Genomic DNA, 15,839 nt, shown 5'->3' on the forward strand with positions numbered 1-15,839 from the left:
CTTCAGTGCTATACTGTGAATCTTGCCAATGCATGACTCTGCAGCTCCTTTAATGTCTTTAAGCTTAGAATCAATTCTTCTTTTTCACGGGTAGACAATCTCAATAATGATACAACGGACGATGGGACCGCACCGTTTTTTTCCTGCTGCCAGCGCCGGTTGACATACAGTGTCAGGATAGTGCTTACAGATTCTATCAAGTCGTGTGTAAACTCCTTTGAAAATACCTGCCTATCCTTTAGGAAATCTATTTTTTCAAGAGGAGTTCCTGATAGTTTTCCGTGCGTCAGCGACAAAATTTGCAGGCTGTGATGATAGGGAAATAGAACCTCTTTTTTCATATCCATGCTTTTGCGCTGCAGCTTAAATAAGGACCGGAGCGGCTGACCTAACGCAGGAATGGGCTGTTCCCTTTCAAGCTGTGCCAGCCGGTATAGAAAGATTCTGGATTTTTTCATCTGCTCCAGAATCCTGGCTTCGAATTTTGCATGAAGCTCTTCACTTCCTGAAATTAGCCGATAAGAGAAAAAGTTCTGCGCTGACAGTAAATTGTCATTAGTAGATTGAAGCATCCAGGTCCGCAGCCGCTCCTCCCATACGGACAGTGCCCCCCGCCATTTCTTCTCACTGCACATCATTAGCCCTTTGCACCGTGCGTAACCAGCACTCTCCATGTTAGAAGTGATCCTTTTTCCCAGCTCTTCAAAAAATTCGCCGGCTTCCTTCGAGTGGTTGTCATAAACCAGGAAATGGTCCTGATCTGTGAGCATAAACTGTTCTCCGCGGCCGCTTGAGCCCATGTGATAGAAAGCATACTCGCATGGCTGCTGCAAACCTTTTTCCTTCAGTTCTGAAATAGATAATGCTATGATTCTGCCCGCCAGGCGGTCGTATAGTTTTGTAATGATATCAAGCGCCTTTAATATAGGAACACGGTCTCTTAGTAAGGAATCCATTATCTCATAGATGCCGGTTTTTATTTGCGGCAGGCTGTCCCGATCGGCTTTTTCGATTTTTTGAACCGTCTTTATTACATTCTCATTTTTCTTTCTCAGCAAATCTGATAGTGTCACAATCCCTGCGACCTTTGAATCTTCCATGACAGGGAGGTGTTTGATTCCCTTTAACAGAATCAGTGAAAGGGCGTCATAATAATAGGCAGACCTGGATACGGTGATTGGATTGGCTGTCATAATGGTGCATGCCGGAGCCGTCATATCTGCCCCTTCAGCAGCAGCCCATTCCACAATGTCTCTTTCCGTAATAATTCCTTTTAAGCTGTCCTTTTCTGTAACGAGAACCGAACTAATCTTTCTTTTTAGCATGAGCTGGGCAGCTTCCTGAATGGCTGCAGCCGGGCTGACTGCGGCCGCCTCACTGCTCATGACATCCTGAACCCTGATCATGAGCGCATCATTTTCACCATAATCTGTTGCCAGCTTAATCTGTTCTGCAAGTGACGTGTATACATCCTTCAATCTGACAGCTACCTGAGCCAGCAAGTAATCATGAACTGCCGGATCACCCCACCTTTTTCTCACCACTTCAAAGGGAATGAACATCGCCTGTACCTCACTTGAGGCTTTGACTTCAACCAGCTCTGCAGGAGGCTGTTTGGAAACACCCAGGAAATCGGATAAGCTGGAAAAACCAATCAGCTCTCCTGTCTGGATCACTTCGAGCACTTCCTCCCTCCCGCTGTGATCATTTTTCACCACTACCTCTGAAAGACCTTCTAAAAGGAGCAGAAGACCATCACGAGGTGTATTTTTTTTCAGGATCATATCGTTCTTTTTGTAGTGGCGTACTTCGCACATAGATAAAAGCGAAAGGGCTGTGTCAGATTCCACCCCATGAAAAAAAGGGTGAAACCGCACAGCCTCCAGATTGTACAGGTTATATAGATTTTGATCCATCATCGTTCATCCATACTTCACCATCTTTATATACCATTTGCTCCGGATAGCGAAGATCCATAACTTCCTCCTGAATTTTTTGCGAAGGAGCCGCTGTCATGAGTGAAACAATAATATTAGCAGCAAACGCAGCTGCGGCACCAAACACTCCTGCACCTGTATCAATGATTCCAAGGATTGTAAATCCTCCATATTTAGCTGCAAAGATGTATGCCAGCGTAACACCTAACCCGACCAGCAGTCCTGCAATAACCCCTTGTGAGTTTGATCGCTTCCACCATACACCCAGAACGAGAGCCGGGAAGAATGTCCCTGTCGCGAGCGCAAATGCCCAGGCCACAATCTGTGTAATAGCTCCTGGCGGGTTAAGCGCGATCACACCGGCCAAAAGAGTGGCGATGACGATTGACCAGCGGGCAACTGAAAGGCGTGTTTTTTCCGTTGAATTCGGTTTTAGCACCCGGTAAAAAATATCGTGGGCAAATGCAGAAGAGATCGAAATCATCAAACCACCCGCTGTTGATAAAGCAGCCGCCATAGCCCCCGCTGCCACCAGGCCGATAACAAACATGCCAAGATTGGCAATTTCTGGTGTCGCCATAACCACAATATCGTTCGAAATAATGAGTTCACTCCATTGCAGCACACCATCACCATTTCCATCTGCGACTTGCAGCTTGCCTGTATCCACCCACGTCTTCGTCCAGGCTGGAAGTTCAGCAATTTTGCTGCCCGCTACCTGTGTCATAAGGATGAAGCGGGAAAATGCAGCATAAGCTGGAGCGGACAGGTAGAGCAAGCCGATAAATAATAATGCCCATGCACCAGACCAGCGTGCAGCTTTCATAGTGGACACAGTATAAAAACGGACAATAACATGCGGAAGACCAGCAGTACCAGCCATCAGGGTAAACATAAGGGCAAGGAACTGCCACTTTGTTCCATTGGTGAATGGCGCAAAGTATTCAGATATTCCTAATTCGCGATCAAGCTCACCCATTTTTCCGACTATATCACCGTAAGAAATCCAAGGCAAAGGGTTCCCTGTTAATTGCAGCGCCATGAAAATGACCGGAATTAAGTAAGCAATAATTAAGATAATGTATTGGGCAACCTGCGTCCAGGTAATCCCCTTCATACCTCCAAATGCAGCATAAAAGGCAATCAGAATCACCCCGATCATTGTGCCTATTTTCGCATCAATTTCAAATAAACGGCCAATAACCACCCCGGAACCTGACAGTTGTCCGATTGAATATGTAAAGCTGATGATAATGGTGCAAATAGCTGCGAGAACACGCGCTGTATGGCTGTCAAAGCGATCGCCGATGAATTCCGGAACCGTATAGCGTCCATATTTCCGAAGCTGTGGTGCCAACAGGAAGGTTAACAGCAGGTATCCGCCTGTCCAGCCCATAATATAGGCAAGTCCATCATAGCCTAGAAGCATAATGGTTCCTGCCATCCCGATAAAGGAAGCGGCACTCATCCAGTCAGCGCCAATTGCCATTCCATTGAAGATTGGCGGCACTCCGCGGCCGGCAACATAGAACTCGGACGTCTCTTTGGCTTTATTGTAAATGGCTATGCCGATATACAAAGCAAATGTAGCTAAAATGATGGATAATGAGACCAAAAACTGTGTATCCAAGAACATCCCCCTTTTTTTCGATCGATTTTTTTTGACGCCCCATTTATCTCTCTGTATAGCGGAGGGTTGAACATCCCCTCATTTTTCTTTAATTAATGATCAAGAACTTTCCCAGAACTGATTTGTTCATTTTTGTTCTCATCAATTCCATATTTCCGATCAATCGCATCTCCCATTTTGGCATTAACAAACAGCAGAATGATAAACGTCAGTACTGCCCCCTGTGCACCCATAAAGTAGTGAAACGGGAATCCGTTAATGGTAATATCGCTTAAGGGTTCTGCAAAAAAGACCACGCCAAAAGAGGCAAGAAAGCCAATAGCAAAATAAATAATCATATTCCGAGTCTTTTCGCGGAAATAGCTGTCCGCTACTTTTTTATCAATTTTTTTCAAAACTCCACCCCCGGTAAAAATGATAAATTTGCAGTAAAAATGGTTATGAACACATTTTATTGGTCAGGAATCACTCCTTAAATTGGGTATGTGCAGATGAATCACTGCTATTTCACCGGATCGGTTAAACCGACCCGGACAAAACCATTACCTTAAACTGAAAATAAATTTGATTGTATCCATGAAAGGTGCGGGAACAAGGATGATTTGAATGAGGAAGTAAGCAAAGATTGATAGAAATGGGACTGCCAGGAAGATTGGCCTTTTCTTTCTTAAAGCAAGAAATAGACAAGTCCCTGTAATGAGCATCATTGACAGTAATGGAATCAATTTGGTTCCCTCCTTTAGGAAAGCGTTGTCATTATTCTGCTTTCCGTTTATGTTTGAAGATGGGCATCAAAAAATGTTTTCTGATTTCATATAATTTTAAGAAAATTCATACTTCATTATGTACAAAAATCATTTCCAGGTCAAGTCCATGCTGGAAATTTTTTTGAAGAAATAACCCATCCCTTGATATATAAGGGTTTATTTCAGGAAAAATGAATAACGAAAACTTTAGGACATTAGAGGAAAACACTATAGTAATAATGAAAACCATTTAAAAAAGAGCCATTCCGGCTCCTTATTCCAGCTCTTTTATGATAAGTGTAATTGCGTCCAGCAGATCGGCATCCGACCAGCTTGCCATGCTTTTCTTACTGGCAGCCGCCAGTGCATGGGATGCCGGTATGTGCACAAAACCCGCCGGTAATTCATTGGTTGCCGATTTTAACAGGTGAAGGACGGAATACATTACGTTGTTGCATAGATAAGTCCCCGCTGTGTTTGAGATGGCTGCAGGATACCCCGCTTCCTTAAGTCTATTAACCATCCGCCGGATCGGCAGGGTGGAAAAATAGCCATCGGGACCATTTTCCTCTATTAGTTTGTCTTCAGGTGCGACACCGCTATTATCCGGCTCGCCGTCCTGGCAATTGATTGCGATTCTTTCTGGAGTGATAGCGGTCCGCCCGGCTGCCAGCCCCAGAGAAATCACAGCATCCGGCTTTTCCCCTGTCACTTCCTCTACTATTTTCTGTGGCGCAAGCTTAAAATCAACCGGCAGCAGGCGGCCTAGGATTTCATAGTTTCCTACCGCCTTGCCATCCAGCGCATTCACAATCTTTTCTGTAGGATTAATCGGAAAATCAAGAAAAGGTTCGAAACCAGTTAACAGCAGTTTCTTCATGTATTCTCCCCCTGTATAACACTTCGTTTTTCGAAATATTATACAGGATGAAGATAGAATTGTCTAAAAATATCAGTTCGACAAAATTCGGGTGGTGCCTGTCACCAAAAAAAGAGCCTGCCATTTCGGCAGACTCCCTATGTTTATGCGTCAGTTGATTCAGTTGCTGTGTCTTCTTCTACTTGGTCGTCAGTTTGACCTTCGTCTTCAGAAGTTCCAGCTGGGTCTTCTTCTTTATCAGCAGACTCGTCTTCTTCTGTGTTTCCTGCATTTTCATCTGCAGATTCTTCAGAGGACTTGTCCTCGGAAGGAGCAGCCTCATCGTTTTCTTCAGTTGCACCGCTGTTTTCTTCAGCATCTGCTTTGTCAGCTGTGTCCAGCTCCTGTAAAGAGCTTAGCGGTTTATTGAAGAAATCAAGCGGATTGACCGGCATTCCGTCTTTACGGATTTCAAAGTGAACATGTACGCCTGCTTCTTCATTAAACAAGCTTTCGCCTGCCTTTGCAAGGACATCACCTTGTTCTACCTGGTCGCCAACTTTAACATTCATATCTGTAACAGATTGATATTGTGTTACAATTCCTTTGTCATGCTCTACTTCAATAACATTGCCCAACAGCGAATCTTCTTCAACCTTAGTAACTTTTCCGCTTAATGCAGCAAGGACATTAAATGATTCTCCATCCTTAGTGGCAATATCAATACCTGTATTCGGATGGTATGTGTTATTGTAAAATACTAGAGCAGCTTCCTGTTCTTCAGCCTTGCCGTCATAGTCATAGAATTGTTTTTGAATGACAGCTGAGTCTGGATCTTTGACAGGCATTACGAAGTTTTCCATTGAACGGTTAACTTCCAATGCTGGCTCGTCGTACTTTTTGCCGGTAATGTCTGTGGCTTCGTAATCGTAGCTGTCAGTGTCTGTAGCGTTATCGCTAGTCTGATACCAAAGAACACCGGTTAGAATGATTGCTGCACTTGCAATGTAGATAGCTGGGAATGCCCACCGCTTCTTCATAAACTTTTTAAAGCTGGAATCTTGAGAAGATCGTTTCTTTTCTTCCTCTCTCATTTATCATCACCTCAGCAATCAGTCTGAACAGATTAAGAGGATTATATACATTTCTTAAAAAAAATTTTTTGGGCTTATTTTTCGACAAACGTTTTCGGATTATGCATGATTTGGGAAAAAATTTTAAAAGGAGTTACTAAAGATGGTTAAGTGGATATTACGTGTGCTGCCTGTCCTATATATGGCGCTAATTTGGGTCTTATCCAGCATGCCGGCTGATGCTGTGGTGGAGCTGCCGGATTTGGCAGTGGACCGGTTTATAAAAGAATCTATGCATCTGATTGAGTTTGGTATTTTGTATGTGCTTCTGGTTCTGGCAGCGCTGACTGCAGGTAAGCTGACGCCGGGAGTGAATATTCTTCTCGCTCTTTTTGCGTGTCTCTACGGAATTATTGATGAGATTCATCAGTCATTTGTACCGTACCGGTCTGCTACTTTAATTGATGCTGTCAAAGATATGACCGGTGTGGCAGTGTGCTGGTATTTTATCAGCAGGGCTCTTTTTTATGGGAAGTTTAAAAGGCTTGGCAAGCTTCTTGGTTTTGTTAGCAGGGCAAAATGAAAGAGCTGATTCTCTTTGAACCAGCTCTTTCGTTTACTTTTTAGCTGTTGCTTTTGTCAGCAGTTGGTCAGAAGCTGCTATTTCTACCCCTTTATAATAGTGGGAAACGATATCTTTATAGTTCTTGCCTTCAGCTGCCATGCCATTTGCTCCGTATTGGCTCATGCCGACACCATGGCCGTAGCCCTGGGTGTTGATGATAATGTTGTCACCTTTGCGTTCCCAGGTAAAGTCTGTTGATTTCAGGCCCAGTTTCTCTCTGATGTCTTTTCCGCTGACTACTTTTCCGTTAATATCCACTTTTGAAACCCGCTGTCCGGCTGTTCGCTCAGTCACTGTGCCGATGGTGCTGTCATTTGGAAGCGTCACACCCAACTTCCTTTCAAATTCCTGAACAGTGAATACCTCTCTGCCGTTAAACTTCGGCGACTGCAGATCCCATTTGCTTTCTACGCTTTTTAAATAAGGAACGGAATTTGGCCAGATGGCTTCTGAATTTTCGGTAAAGCCATTGCTTGTTGAAAAGAAGGAAGCTGTAATCGGCGAGCCATCGAAAGTAAGAATCTGTCCTCTTGTTTCGTTAACCGCTTCTCTTACCTTATTGATCTTCCACTTATAATCCTGTTTCCATAGCTGCCTCAGTTCCTTATCATTTTTATAAACCTGGTGGGTTACTGTATCGTATACTAATGCCCCCTCAGGAAGTTCAACGCTATCTTTATTCATTAACTGCTTCACAATAAATGTCCTTGCTGCCAGCGCCTGAGCCTTCAAAGCCTCTTCTTCAAACTCGGCCGGCATTTCAGATGCTACCACCCCGACAATATACTCTTCAAGCGGAACCTTCTCCAGCTTCTTCTGTGCAAGGCGGTAAACTCCTACCTCTATGGCCGGCCCTTGAGGAATTTCTGCTGCCGTCTCTTTCTTTGTCTCGGTCTTAAGCTCTTCACCAAGCTTCCCGTTGACTTTCCCTTCTGTAAAAGGAATCACAAGCAGGGAAGGAACGATGAGCGTGACGGCAAACAACAGTGCGGCTAGTACGATGAAAGGTTTGAATTTTGTCATGTTTTAAGCCTCCATAGCAAATAAATAATTCGAACTCATTTCATGTTTATGGCTATGGACAAGCTAATATGACAAATTAATGAATCGGACTGTCATTTACCCAAATTATGTTTTACTGCCGCGGATTAATTCGATAAAAGCTTTTGATACTGAGAGATCCAGTGAACTTTCATTAAATACAAGCCATGTTTTCCGGTAAAGCTTTTCACCCTTGAAGCTCAATTCCCATCTGTTTATATCTGTGCAGCCTTTAAGGCAAATTTCCGGCAGGATTCCATAACCCAGCCCATTCAAAACCATTTCACGGCATGTATCAATAATATCTACTTCCATTGTAATAGCAGGGGGAAGGTCGAAGTTTTCCTTCCACCAAAGATCGATTATATTCCTTAAGGATGGATCAGTGTTATAATCTATTCTCGGCAGAAATGGGAGCTGTTCTAAATCAATTTTTTCGTTTGAAGCAATGAAGATTCGCTCTTTATCTATTAAAATTTTTGCCCCCTTCCAGTCATAAGGGTCACGGACTATGCCAATATTCGCTTCTTCTTTATGAACCATTTGAATGACTTCATAGCTGAAGCCGGTTTTTAACTTCAGATCTGCCCGTGGATATTGACTTAGAAATGCGGCCAGGATTTCAGGCAATTTATATCTGGCATACGTTTGCGAGACTGCAAGCCTTAATGCTCCTTTTACTTCACCCTCCATACTGTTTAGATAGTCCTTCGTTTCCCTTAGCTGATGAATCATCCTATTGGCATATTCCACTAAATATTCCCCTTCAGCTGTAAAATCCACCCCTCTCTTTCTTCGTGATAGAATTTTCACTGAGAATTCTTTTTCCAGCTGCTGAATCCTGTAAGTTAATGAAGGCTGCGAAATATACAATTGTTCCGCTGCTTTCGTAATATTCCGTTCTTTATGAATCGTCTGCAGGATGAGCCAATCTTTTTCGTCCATTTCGTCCTCCATTGAAATAGAATTTTTTTATCATTAACAATAAAATATCAATATTTCATTTATTTTACTATTCCCCCTACAATAAAGTTATTAATAGTAAAAATACGTCGGGAGGAACTTAAAATGGCTAAATATGATGTAGTAGTGGTGGGAGCCGGGAATGCGGCAATCTGCTCAGCAATTTCAGCAAAGGAGAATGGAGCAAGCGTCCTGGTGCTTGAAAAAGGTCCTGAACATAAGCGCGGAGGCAATTCTTATTTTACAGATGGGGCTATCCGTTTTGCTTATAACGATTTAAGCGATATCAGAAGAATCATCCCATCATTGACAGATGAAGAAGCATGTAAAATTGTGATGCCTGAGTACAGTGCTTCTGACTATTATAATGATTTAATGAGAGTGACTGACGGCCAGAGCCAACCGGAGCTGGCAAATCAGCTTGTTTCTAAGTCTTACGAAACAATCGTTTGGATGAAAGCTCAGGGTGTCGAATTTGAACTGAATTATGATAATCAATCATTTAAAAAGGATGACAAAATTCACTTCTGGGGCGGCCTTCCTGTTAAAACTAAGGAAAAAGGAATTGGCTTAATGAAGGCACTTTTCCAGCGTGCTAAGGAAGCTGGGATTGACATATGGTATGAGGCCCAGGCAACAAAGCTATTAACCAAAGACAGCAGAATAACCGGCGCAGTCGTTCAGCAAAAAGAGAAAGAACTTATCGTAGAGGCAAACAGCGTCGTGCTTGCCTGCGGTAGCTTTGAAGCCAATAAAGAAATGCGCTCCAGGAATTTAGGACCTGAGTGGGAAGCAGCTGCTGTCCGGGGCACAGAATTCAATACAGGTGACGGAATCAGTATGGCGATTGAGGCTGGAGCCGAAACATTTGGTGAATGGTCAGGATGCCACTCCATTGGTACAGATTATAATGTTCCAAAAGTCGGTGATTTCACAAAGCCAGGCGATATCTTCAAGAAGCATTCATACCCACTTGGAATCATGCTAAATAAAGAGGGATACCGCTTTGTAGATGAAGGCGCCGATTTCAGGAACTATACCTATGCAAAATATGGACGCGAAATTTTAAAACAGCCTGGACATGTTGCTTACCAGATCTTTGATAGTCAAGTGAGACCTCTTCTGCGCAAAGAATATAATCTAGAAGAAGCAACTGTTTATCAGGCAGACACACTCCAGGAATTAGCGGAGCAGCTTCCTGTTGAAAAAGAACAGTTTTTAAAAACCATTCAAGAATATAATGATGATGTTCAAGATGGTGATTATAATCCGTCTGTCAAAGATGGAAAATCAACATCAGGCATCACTCCTGAAAAAACGAACTGGGCACTGCGGATCGAGAAAGGACCCTTCTATGCCTTCCCGGTTACTTGCGGAATCACCTTTGCCTTTGGCGGTCTACATGTTAACACCGATGGAGAAGTACTAAATAAAGAACAGACCCCAATTCCAGGGCTTTTTGCAGCAGGAGAGATGGTCGGCGGAATCTTTTATAAAAACTATCCAGGCGGATCAGGTTTAATGTCCGGTGCCGTTTATGGCAAAGTCGCTGGAACTCAGGCCGCCTCATTCGCAGTGAACCAATCCAAGGCTTCAATTAAATAACTAGAATGGCGTGCTGAGTTAAGTGAGCACGCCATTTTTCTTCAAAATAGAAGAAGAGACAGCCGTAAGCCGCCTCATCCCTGCCAATAAAATGCGAATGCTCCTAAAATAACCCCGATCCAAATCAAAAAGGAAACAGCACCCGCTTTAAGCAGATCTTTCTCACTAAAATGGCCATATGAATAACTGATTAAATGGACAGGTGATTGGGTGATAAAGAAGAAGCCTGGAATACCTGCCAAAAGCACGGCCTTCACCAGGTTCAGGGCCGGGAAGCCGCTTAATACATCCCCCAGTGAAATAACTAAAGGGAGCATGATGGCCAGGAAACCTAAGACATTCACAAACATGATTCTCATCAATGAAGTTAATAGAATTAAGATCAAAACAGTCATAAACGGAGTCTTCAGAGCAAGGATTGGGGCGAGATACTTAACCAGAAAATCGATGGTGCCTGTACTTAACAGCATCCCTGAGACCATGAGCGTAGAAGCAAAAAACAGAACGATATCCCAATTAATCGATTTTCTTGCCCGTTCCCATTCCCAGACTCCTATTCCGGGGAATATGGTCAGACAGGCGCCCAATAGTCCAATGAGAGGAATTGAGTATCCATGTATAGTCTGCGTGATCCAAAGAGTAAGTGTAACGCCCATAATCGCAAGCATTTTCTTTTCTCTTGCACTGATCTTTCCCAGTTCACTGATTTTGGCTTCAATCAGACACAGCAAATGCTCTTTGTTCATTTTCTCCGGAGGAAACATGATGATGAATGCCAGACCGAGCAGCACGGCAAAAATAGCGATTGGCACTCCAAAAGTAAGAGTCCATTGCAGATAATCAATATGATGGCCACTATCGGACAAAAGACTGTAAGCATAAATCGTTGAACTTGCTCCTGTAGCTACAAAAACACCCGTAATTGGAATAAGATAAGTGATGCCAATAAATAAGGATTTGGCCAGATTTCTTGATTCGTCCATTGACTTTAAGCTTCTGATCAGACTATCAAATACGGAGGAAATAAGACTTGCTTTCCCGACATTGGACGGTACAAGGACCGATAAAATAAAGACAAGGAAAAATGAGATGAAGACTAGCACCTTGCCTGCACCGCGCGACCATTTCAAAATCACCAAAGAAAGCCTGTCGGCTAATCCAGTATCGATAAAGGCTCTTGAGATGATAAATGTAGAAACCAGCAGCCAGACAACATCAGAACTAATATATGCCAGCACCTCTTCATAAGTAAAAAAATGAAAGGAAAACATCAGCATGACTAGTAGTGAGCTGTAGGCCAGGGGAAATACGTTTCCCACCCATAATAGCTGGATAATCACAAGCGCGACGAGCGACTGTACTTTTATATTCCATTGCATCGGGAGGATAAAAAAGAAAATATACAGCACGATTGCTATAATCATTAGAAGCTTCTTTTTCATAATGTTTCTCCTTCGGCGCAAAAAGGAAAATCCACCATTATTCTGGTGGACTTTCCTGGATCCATATTAAGCAGAGATAGCATCTTTATCATCATTTCTGCTTTTCTTCTTGAACTTATTGATCACAATTGGATATAACAAAGAAAGTACAGTCAGCACAATCAGTGTAATCGATATACCAGAAGAAAAGAATATACTAAAGCTGCCGTTAGATGAAGTCAGGGCCATCCGGAAATTCTGCTCCATATCCCCGCCCACAATAATTGCCAGCACCAGAGGGGCAATTGGGAAGTTCATTATTTTCATAAAAAGCCCAATTACGCCAAAAAGAAGCAGAAGGAAATAATCAACGGTACTATAGCTGAGTGTGTATGTGCCTATAAACGCCAGCATGATGATAAGCGGATATAGTACCTTAGCTGGTGTATCCAAGATTTTCACCAATAAGCCGACAAGGAGAATATTGATAATGACTAATGCGATATTTCCAATAAACATGCTGTTGATCAGGGCCCATACCATTCCAGGATCATTTTCAAAAAGCAAGGGGCCGGGTCTCACTCCCAGCATGATAAGAGCTCCCAGCATGACCGCTGTCGTGCCTGAACCCGGAATTCCCATGGTCAAAAGCGGAATCATTGCCCCAACAGAAGCAGCGTTATTGGATGATTCCGGAGCTGCAAGTCCCTCAACAGCACCTTCACCGAACTCCTCAGGCTTCTTTGATAGCTGCTTCTCAGAAGAATAACTCATCATGGAAGCAATCGAACCTCCCGCCCCAGGGAGGACACCAACGATAAACCCTAATGGAGCACTGCGAAGTATTGGCCACTTCGACCTTTTCCATTGTTCTTTGGTAAACCAGATTCTTCCGACCTTTTTCTTTTCTTTTTTTACTTTATCAATCGTTAAAAAGTTATAAAAAACTTCACCTACTGCATAAACACCGATAATAACAATGAGGAATTCAATACCTTCACTTAAATGGGGAATATCCATTGTAAAACGGTGCACACCCGTCTGAGGGTCAATTCCAATGGTACTGATCAGAAGACCCAGCGCCATTGCGATGAAGCCTTTCACCATTTTCCCGATAGAAAGTGATACAATCGCCGATAATGTTAAAAGCATTAATAGGAAATATTCTGATGGGCCAAATTTTAAAGCGAAGTTTGCCAGCGGCTTTGCCAAAAAGATAAAACCAAAGACCGCCAATACACCGCCGATAAAGGAAGCAACTGCGGAGATGGCCATTGCCTCTCCTGCCTGTCCCTTTTGTGCCATCGGATATCCGTCAAAGGTGGCCGCGATTGCAGAGCCATCCCCGGGTGTATTGAGGAGAATCGAACTTCTTGAGCCGCCATACATGGCACCATAATAAATGGCAGCCATTAAAATGATCGCACTTGTCGGGTCCATCCCAAAGGTAATGGGTATTAACACCGCAACAGCTGTAGCTGGCCCCAGGCCTGGGAGCATGCCGACGATCGTGCCTAAAAACCCGCCAATTACAACCCAAAAGATATTCATTGGCTGTAATACGATCTGGAATCCATGCAAGAAAGCATCCATGTTTAACTTTTCACCTCCATATTTATGGTAAACTCACACCCAATAATTCACTAAAGCCGTACCAGGTTATGAACGAAAATAAAACCGTGACAATGATATTAGCCTTCCACTTCTTCCATCCATTCACATAGAAGAGCAGACATCCCAGAAAAATAATGGTAGAAATCAGAAATCCAAAAGGTTCGAAAATAAAAGCGTAAATTACTCCGAGGGCGATGGTCACTGCTATTAATTTAAATGTTCTTCCCTCAAAAAGCCCCTGGATTTTCCCATTATGTTCATGCAGGGTTTTTAATTCGTTAAAGAGATAGATGACGCTAAGCACCAGCATGAAAATACTTAATCCTATCGGAAAGTATAAAGGCCCGTTTGGGTTACCGAGATTTGCCTTTGGTATGGCGAATGAGCTGATTAAAAAGAAACCGGCAATAATGATCATTAACAAAGGCATTCCTATTTTTACGGCTTTCATTCAATCGCTCCCTTACTTAACCAATCCAGAATCATTGATCAGATCTTTATATAACTTCTCCTGTTCATCAAAAAACGCTTTGGTTTCTTCACTATTTTGATAGAAGTCATCCCAGTCATTATTCTCAAGCAACTTCTTCCATTCATCCGTTTTAACCATTTCCGTTAACTTCTCATCCCAATATTTGATTTCTTCTTCAGTCATGTCAGGCGGGCCCATAATTCCTCTCCAGTGAGGAAAGACCATATCTATTCCTTCTTCCTGGAGTGTAGGCACATCTTCGAGCTCTTCCAATGTCTTATCAGAGGATACAGTCAAGATTCTAAGCTTTCCAGCCAAGTGCTGGTCCTTAACCTCTGATAACGATGTGGTTACAGCATCCACATGGTTCCCCATCAAAGCAGTAACCACATCTCCCCCGCCACCATCATAAACAAGGAAATTTAAATCTGCTGGTGTGATTCCTTTCATGTCTGCAACCTGTACAAATGCCAGATGGTCATCATTTCCTAATCCAGGGCCAACTCCTATTTTAATGGACTTTGGATCCTTCTTGATCTGGTCCATTAAGTCATTGATGGATTTATATGGAGAATCAACCGATACGGCAATTGCTTGCCATTCAGTGGCCAGAGTTGCTAACGGAGTAAATTCTTTGTGCGTCAGCTTACTTTGCCCCAGAAAATTATTCGTCAGGAGCAAACTCGAATTTACTGCAAGGTTATGAGAGTCTTTGCTGTGAAGATAGTTCCAGCCCACCTCACCGCCGCCTCCCGGCTTATTAATGACATTTACATTACCCTTGACTAGTTTGTTATCTTTTAAAATTTTCTGTACAGATCGGGCAGTCAAATCCCACCCTCCACCCGGAGATGCAGGGGCTACAATTTCAATGTTTTTAGAAGGGTAATCTGCACTGTTAGATGCTCTACCTGATGAACATGCCGAAAGCAATACTATAGATAATATTAATATCCCAAGTTTTTTCATGGTATCCACTCCCTATAAGTTATTTATTCTGAATTTATAATAAATTCTAAAATCCATAGTGTAAACGTTTTCAAAAAAATGTCCATATAAAACTTTATATGCATTTTGTTCATTATGTTCATATGTTCATTATGTTCATATGTTCATTAATTCACATATTAATAAAAAAGAAAAAGCCCTAATACTTGGACCTTTCCTCATCCTTCTTTTATGTAATAATTTCGTTCCGGCCGGCCTACAATTCCATACTCCTGCTCCACATACGCTTTATTGGCACTTACCAAATATTCAAGATACCTTCTGGCCGTAGTCCTGGATGCGCCCATTTTTTCGCCTACTTTGTCAGCGGACATGCCTTTCGTCTCTTTCTTTAGTATTTGGCTTACTTTGTTTAAGGTAAGGTAGTCAATTCCTGCAGGCAAATCAAGTTTATCCTCTTTCTCCTTGCGGCTTCCAAATAACCGGTCAATGACATCCTGATTTACTTCCACTACTGAGTCCAGGATCTGCTTATCTTTCCTATATTTCTCAAGTGTTCCGACAAAGGTCTCCATTGTTACTGGCTTAATCAAATAGTTATGGACGCCAAATTTCAAGGCTTTTCGCAAATATTCTTTTTCTCTTGCGGCTGATATCAGAATAACATCCAATGCGGGGAACTTTTCACGGATTTCCAGCAGCAGGTCTGTTCCCAATCTATCCGGCATATATATGTCCAGCAGCAGCAAATCCACTTGATGGACGTTCAATAAATTCATGGTTTCCCTAGCATTTAAGGCCTTCCCGACTAACTTCATGCCCTTAACCCTTGATAAAAATTCTTCATGGATTTGCGCAATTCGGAAATCATCCTCAGCAATTACAACATTGATTACCCCACTCAA

15 protein-coding genes are annotated in these 15,839 nt (G+C 42.7%); 2 read left to right on the forward strand and 13 right to left on the reverse strand.

The window, feature by feature from the left end; translation table 11 throughout:
- Positions 1–8 precede the first annotated feature (8 nt).
- The 6 genes from AC6CHU_RS16925 to spoIIQ form a co-directional block, all read right to left on the reverse strand.
- Complete coding sequence (locus AC6CHU_RS16925) at positions 9–1,916, reverse strand: DUF294 nucleotidyltransferase-like domain-containing protein (RefSeq protein ID WP_498122454.1); 1,908 nt, start codon at positions 1,914–1,916, stop codon at positions 9–11.
- Positions 1,897–3,567: a sodium:solute symporter family protein gene (locus tag AC6CHU_RS16930; RefSeq protein ID WP_498122456.1), complete on the reverse strand. Its 1,671-nt coding sequence runs from the start codon at positions 3,565–3,567 to the stop codon at positions 1,897–1,899. The genes AC6CHU_RS16925 and AC6CHU_RS16930 overlap by 20 nt, the downstream gene beginning before the upstream one ends.
- A 92-nt stretch (positions 3,568–3,659) precedes the next feature.
- The gene (locus tag AC6CHU_RS16935) at positions 3,660–3,962 is read right to left on the reverse strand and encodes a DUF4212 domain-containing protein (protein ID WP_035328377.1); all 303 of its coding nucleotides are present in this window, start codon (positions 3,960–3,962) and stop codon (positions 3,660–3,662) included.
- Between the two features lie 147 nt (positions 3,963–4,109).
- Complete coding sequence (locus AC6CHU_RS16940) at positions 4,110–4,292, reverse strand: hypothetical protein (RefSeq protein WP_159863215.1); 183 nt, start codon at positions 4,290–4,292, stop codon at positions 4,110–4,112.
- Positions 4,293–4,587: 295 nt separating this feature from the next.
- Positions 4,588–5,193, reverse strand: coding sequence for a pyroglutamyl-peptidase I (locus AC6CHU_RS16945; RefSeq protein ID WP_498122458.1), 606 nt, complete (start codon positions 5,191–5,193; stop codon positions 4,588–4,590).
- A 143-nt stretch (positions 5,194–5,336) separates the two neighbouring features.
- Positions 5,337–6,266, reverse strand: a complete 930-nt coding sequence (gene spoIIQ / locus AC6CHU_RS16950; RefSeq protein WP_159863217.1) for a stage II sporulation protein SpoIIQ — start codon at positions 6,264–6,266, stop codon at positions 5,337–5,339.
- A 142-nt stretch (positions 6,267–6,408) separates the two neighbouring features.
- Between spoIIQ and AC6CHU_RS16955 the strand changes: the two genes are divergently transcribed.
- Positions 6,409–6,828: a VanZ family protein gene (locus AC6CHU_RS16955; protein WP_159863218.1), complete on the forward strand. Its 420-nt coding sequence runs from the start codon at positions 6,409–6,411 to the stop codon at positions 6,826–6,828.
- A 33-nt stretch (positions 6,829–6,861) separates the two neighbouring features.
- Here AC6CHU_RS16955 and spoIID read toward each other — a convergent pair whose 3' ends face one another.
- Entirely contained in the window at positions 6,862–7,893 is a 1,032-nt protein-coding gene (gene spoIID / locus AC6CHU_RS16960; RefSeq protein WP_159863219.1) for a stage II sporulation protein D, read from the reverse strand.
- A gap of 105 nt (positions 7,894–7,998) precedes the next feature.
- The gene (locus tag AC6CHU_RS16965) at positions 7,999–8,856 is read right to left on the reverse strand and encodes a LysR family transcriptional regulator (protein ID WP_498122460.1); all 858 of its coding nucleotides are present in this window, start codon (positions 8,854–8,856) and stop codon (positions 7,999–8,001) included.
- 123 nt (positions 8,857–8,979) lie between these two features.
- On the opposite strand from AC6CHU_RS16965, the gene tcuA reads away from it, so the two are divergent.
- Positions 8,980–10,479 carry an FAD-dependent tricarballylate dehydrogenase TcuA gene (tcuA, locus tag AC6CHU_RS16970; protein ID WP_498122462.1) on the forward strand — a complete coding sequence of 500 codons (1,500 nt, stop codon included), beginning with the start codon at positions 8,980–8,982 and terminating at the stop codon, positions 10,477–10,479.
- A 74-nt stretch (positions 10,480–10,553) separates the two neighbouring features.
- Here the strand turns inward: tcuA and AC6CHU_RS16975 are convergent, their stop codons facing one another.
- The 5 genes from AC6CHU_RS16975 to AC6CHU_RS16995 form a co-directional block, all read right to left on the reverse strand.
- A complete protein-coding gene (locus AC6CHU_RS16975) occupies positions 10,554–11,921 on the reverse strand; it encodes an SLC13 family permease (protein ID WP_498122464.1) in 1,368 nt (455 codons plus the stop codon).
- Between the two features lie 66 nt (positions 11,922–11,987).
- On the reverse strand, positions 11,988–13,493 hold the full coding sequence (locus tag AC6CHU_RS16980) for a tripartite tricarboxylate transporter permease (RefSeq protein WP_498122466.1): 1,506 nt from the start codon (positions 13,491–13,493) through the stop codon (positions 11,988–11,990).
- 22 nt (positions 13,494–13,515) lie between these two features.
- Positions 13,516–13,965, reverse strand: coding sequence for a tripartite tricarboxylate transporter TctB family protein (locus AC6CHU_RS16985; RefSeq protein ID WP_498122468.1), 450 nt, complete (start codon positions 13,963–13,965; stop codon positions 13,516–13,518).
- A 12-nt stretch (positions 13,966–13,977) separates the two neighbouring features.
- Complete coding sequence (locus AC6CHU_RS16990) at positions 13,978–14,955, reverse strand: tripartite tricarboxylate transporter substrate binding protein (RefSeq protein ID WP_498122470.1); 978 nt, start codon at positions 14,953–14,955, stop codon at positions 13,978–13,980.
- 197 nt (positions 14,956–15,152) lie between these two features.
- Complete coding sequence (locus AC6CHU_RS16995) at positions 15,153–15,839, reverse strand: response regulator (protein WP_498122472.1); 687 nt, start codon at positions 15,837–15,839, stop codon at positions 15,153–15,155.

The organism is Cytobacillus sp. GQ23, from assembly GCF_059758675.1.

What these genes read in the sequence shown, in the direction of transcription:
- AC6CHU_RS16925 (WP_498122454.1), bottom strand. Translation starts at nt 1,916, where the DNA reads ATGGATCAAAATCTATATAACCTGTACAATCTGGAGGCTGTGCGGTTT.
- AC6CHU_RS16945 (WP_498122458.1), bottom strand. Translation starts at nt 5,193, where the DNA reads ATGAAGAAACTGCTGTTAACTGGTTTCGAACCTTTTCTTGATTTTCCG.
- spoIIQ (WP_159863217.1), bottom strand. Translation starts at nt 6,266, where the DNA reads ATGAGAGAGGAAGAAAAGAAACGATCTTCTCAAGATTCCAGCTTTAAA.
- AC6CHU_RS16955 (WP_159863218.1), top strand. Translation starts at nt 6,409, where the DNA reads ATGGTTAAGTGGATATTACGTGTGCTGCCTGTCCTATATATGGCGCTA.
- spoIID (WP_159863219.1), bottom strand. Translation starts at nt 7,893, where the DNA reads ATGACAAAATTCAAACCTTTCATCGTACTAGCCGCACTGTTGTTTGCC.
- AC6CHU_RS16965 (WP_498122460.1), bottom strand. Translation starts at nt 8,856, where the DNA reads ATGGACGAAAAAGATTGGCTCATCCTGCAGACGATTCATAAAGAACGG.
- tcuA (WP_498122462.1), top strand. Translation starts at nt 8,980, where the DNA reads ATGGCTAAATATGATGTAGTAGTGGTGGGAGCCGGGAATGCGGCAATC.
- AC6CHU_RS16975 (WP_498122464.1), bottom strand. Translation starts at nt 11,921, where the DNA reads ATGAAAAAGAAGCTTCTAATGATTATAGCAATCGTGCTGTATATTTTC.
- AC6CHU_RS16980 (WP_498122466.1), bottom strand. Translation starts at nt 13,493, where the DNA reads ATGGATGCTTTCTTGCATGGATTCCAGATCGTATTACAGCCAATGAAT.
- AC6CHU_RS16985 (WP_498122468.1), bottom strand. Translation starts at nt 13,965, where the DNA reads ATGAAAGCCGTAAAAATAGGAATGCCTTTGTTAATGATCATTATTGCC.
- AC6CHU_RS16990 (WP_498122470.1), bottom strand. Translation starts at nt 14,955, where the DNA reads ATGAAAAAACTTGGGATATTAATATTATCTATAGTATTGCTTTCGGCA.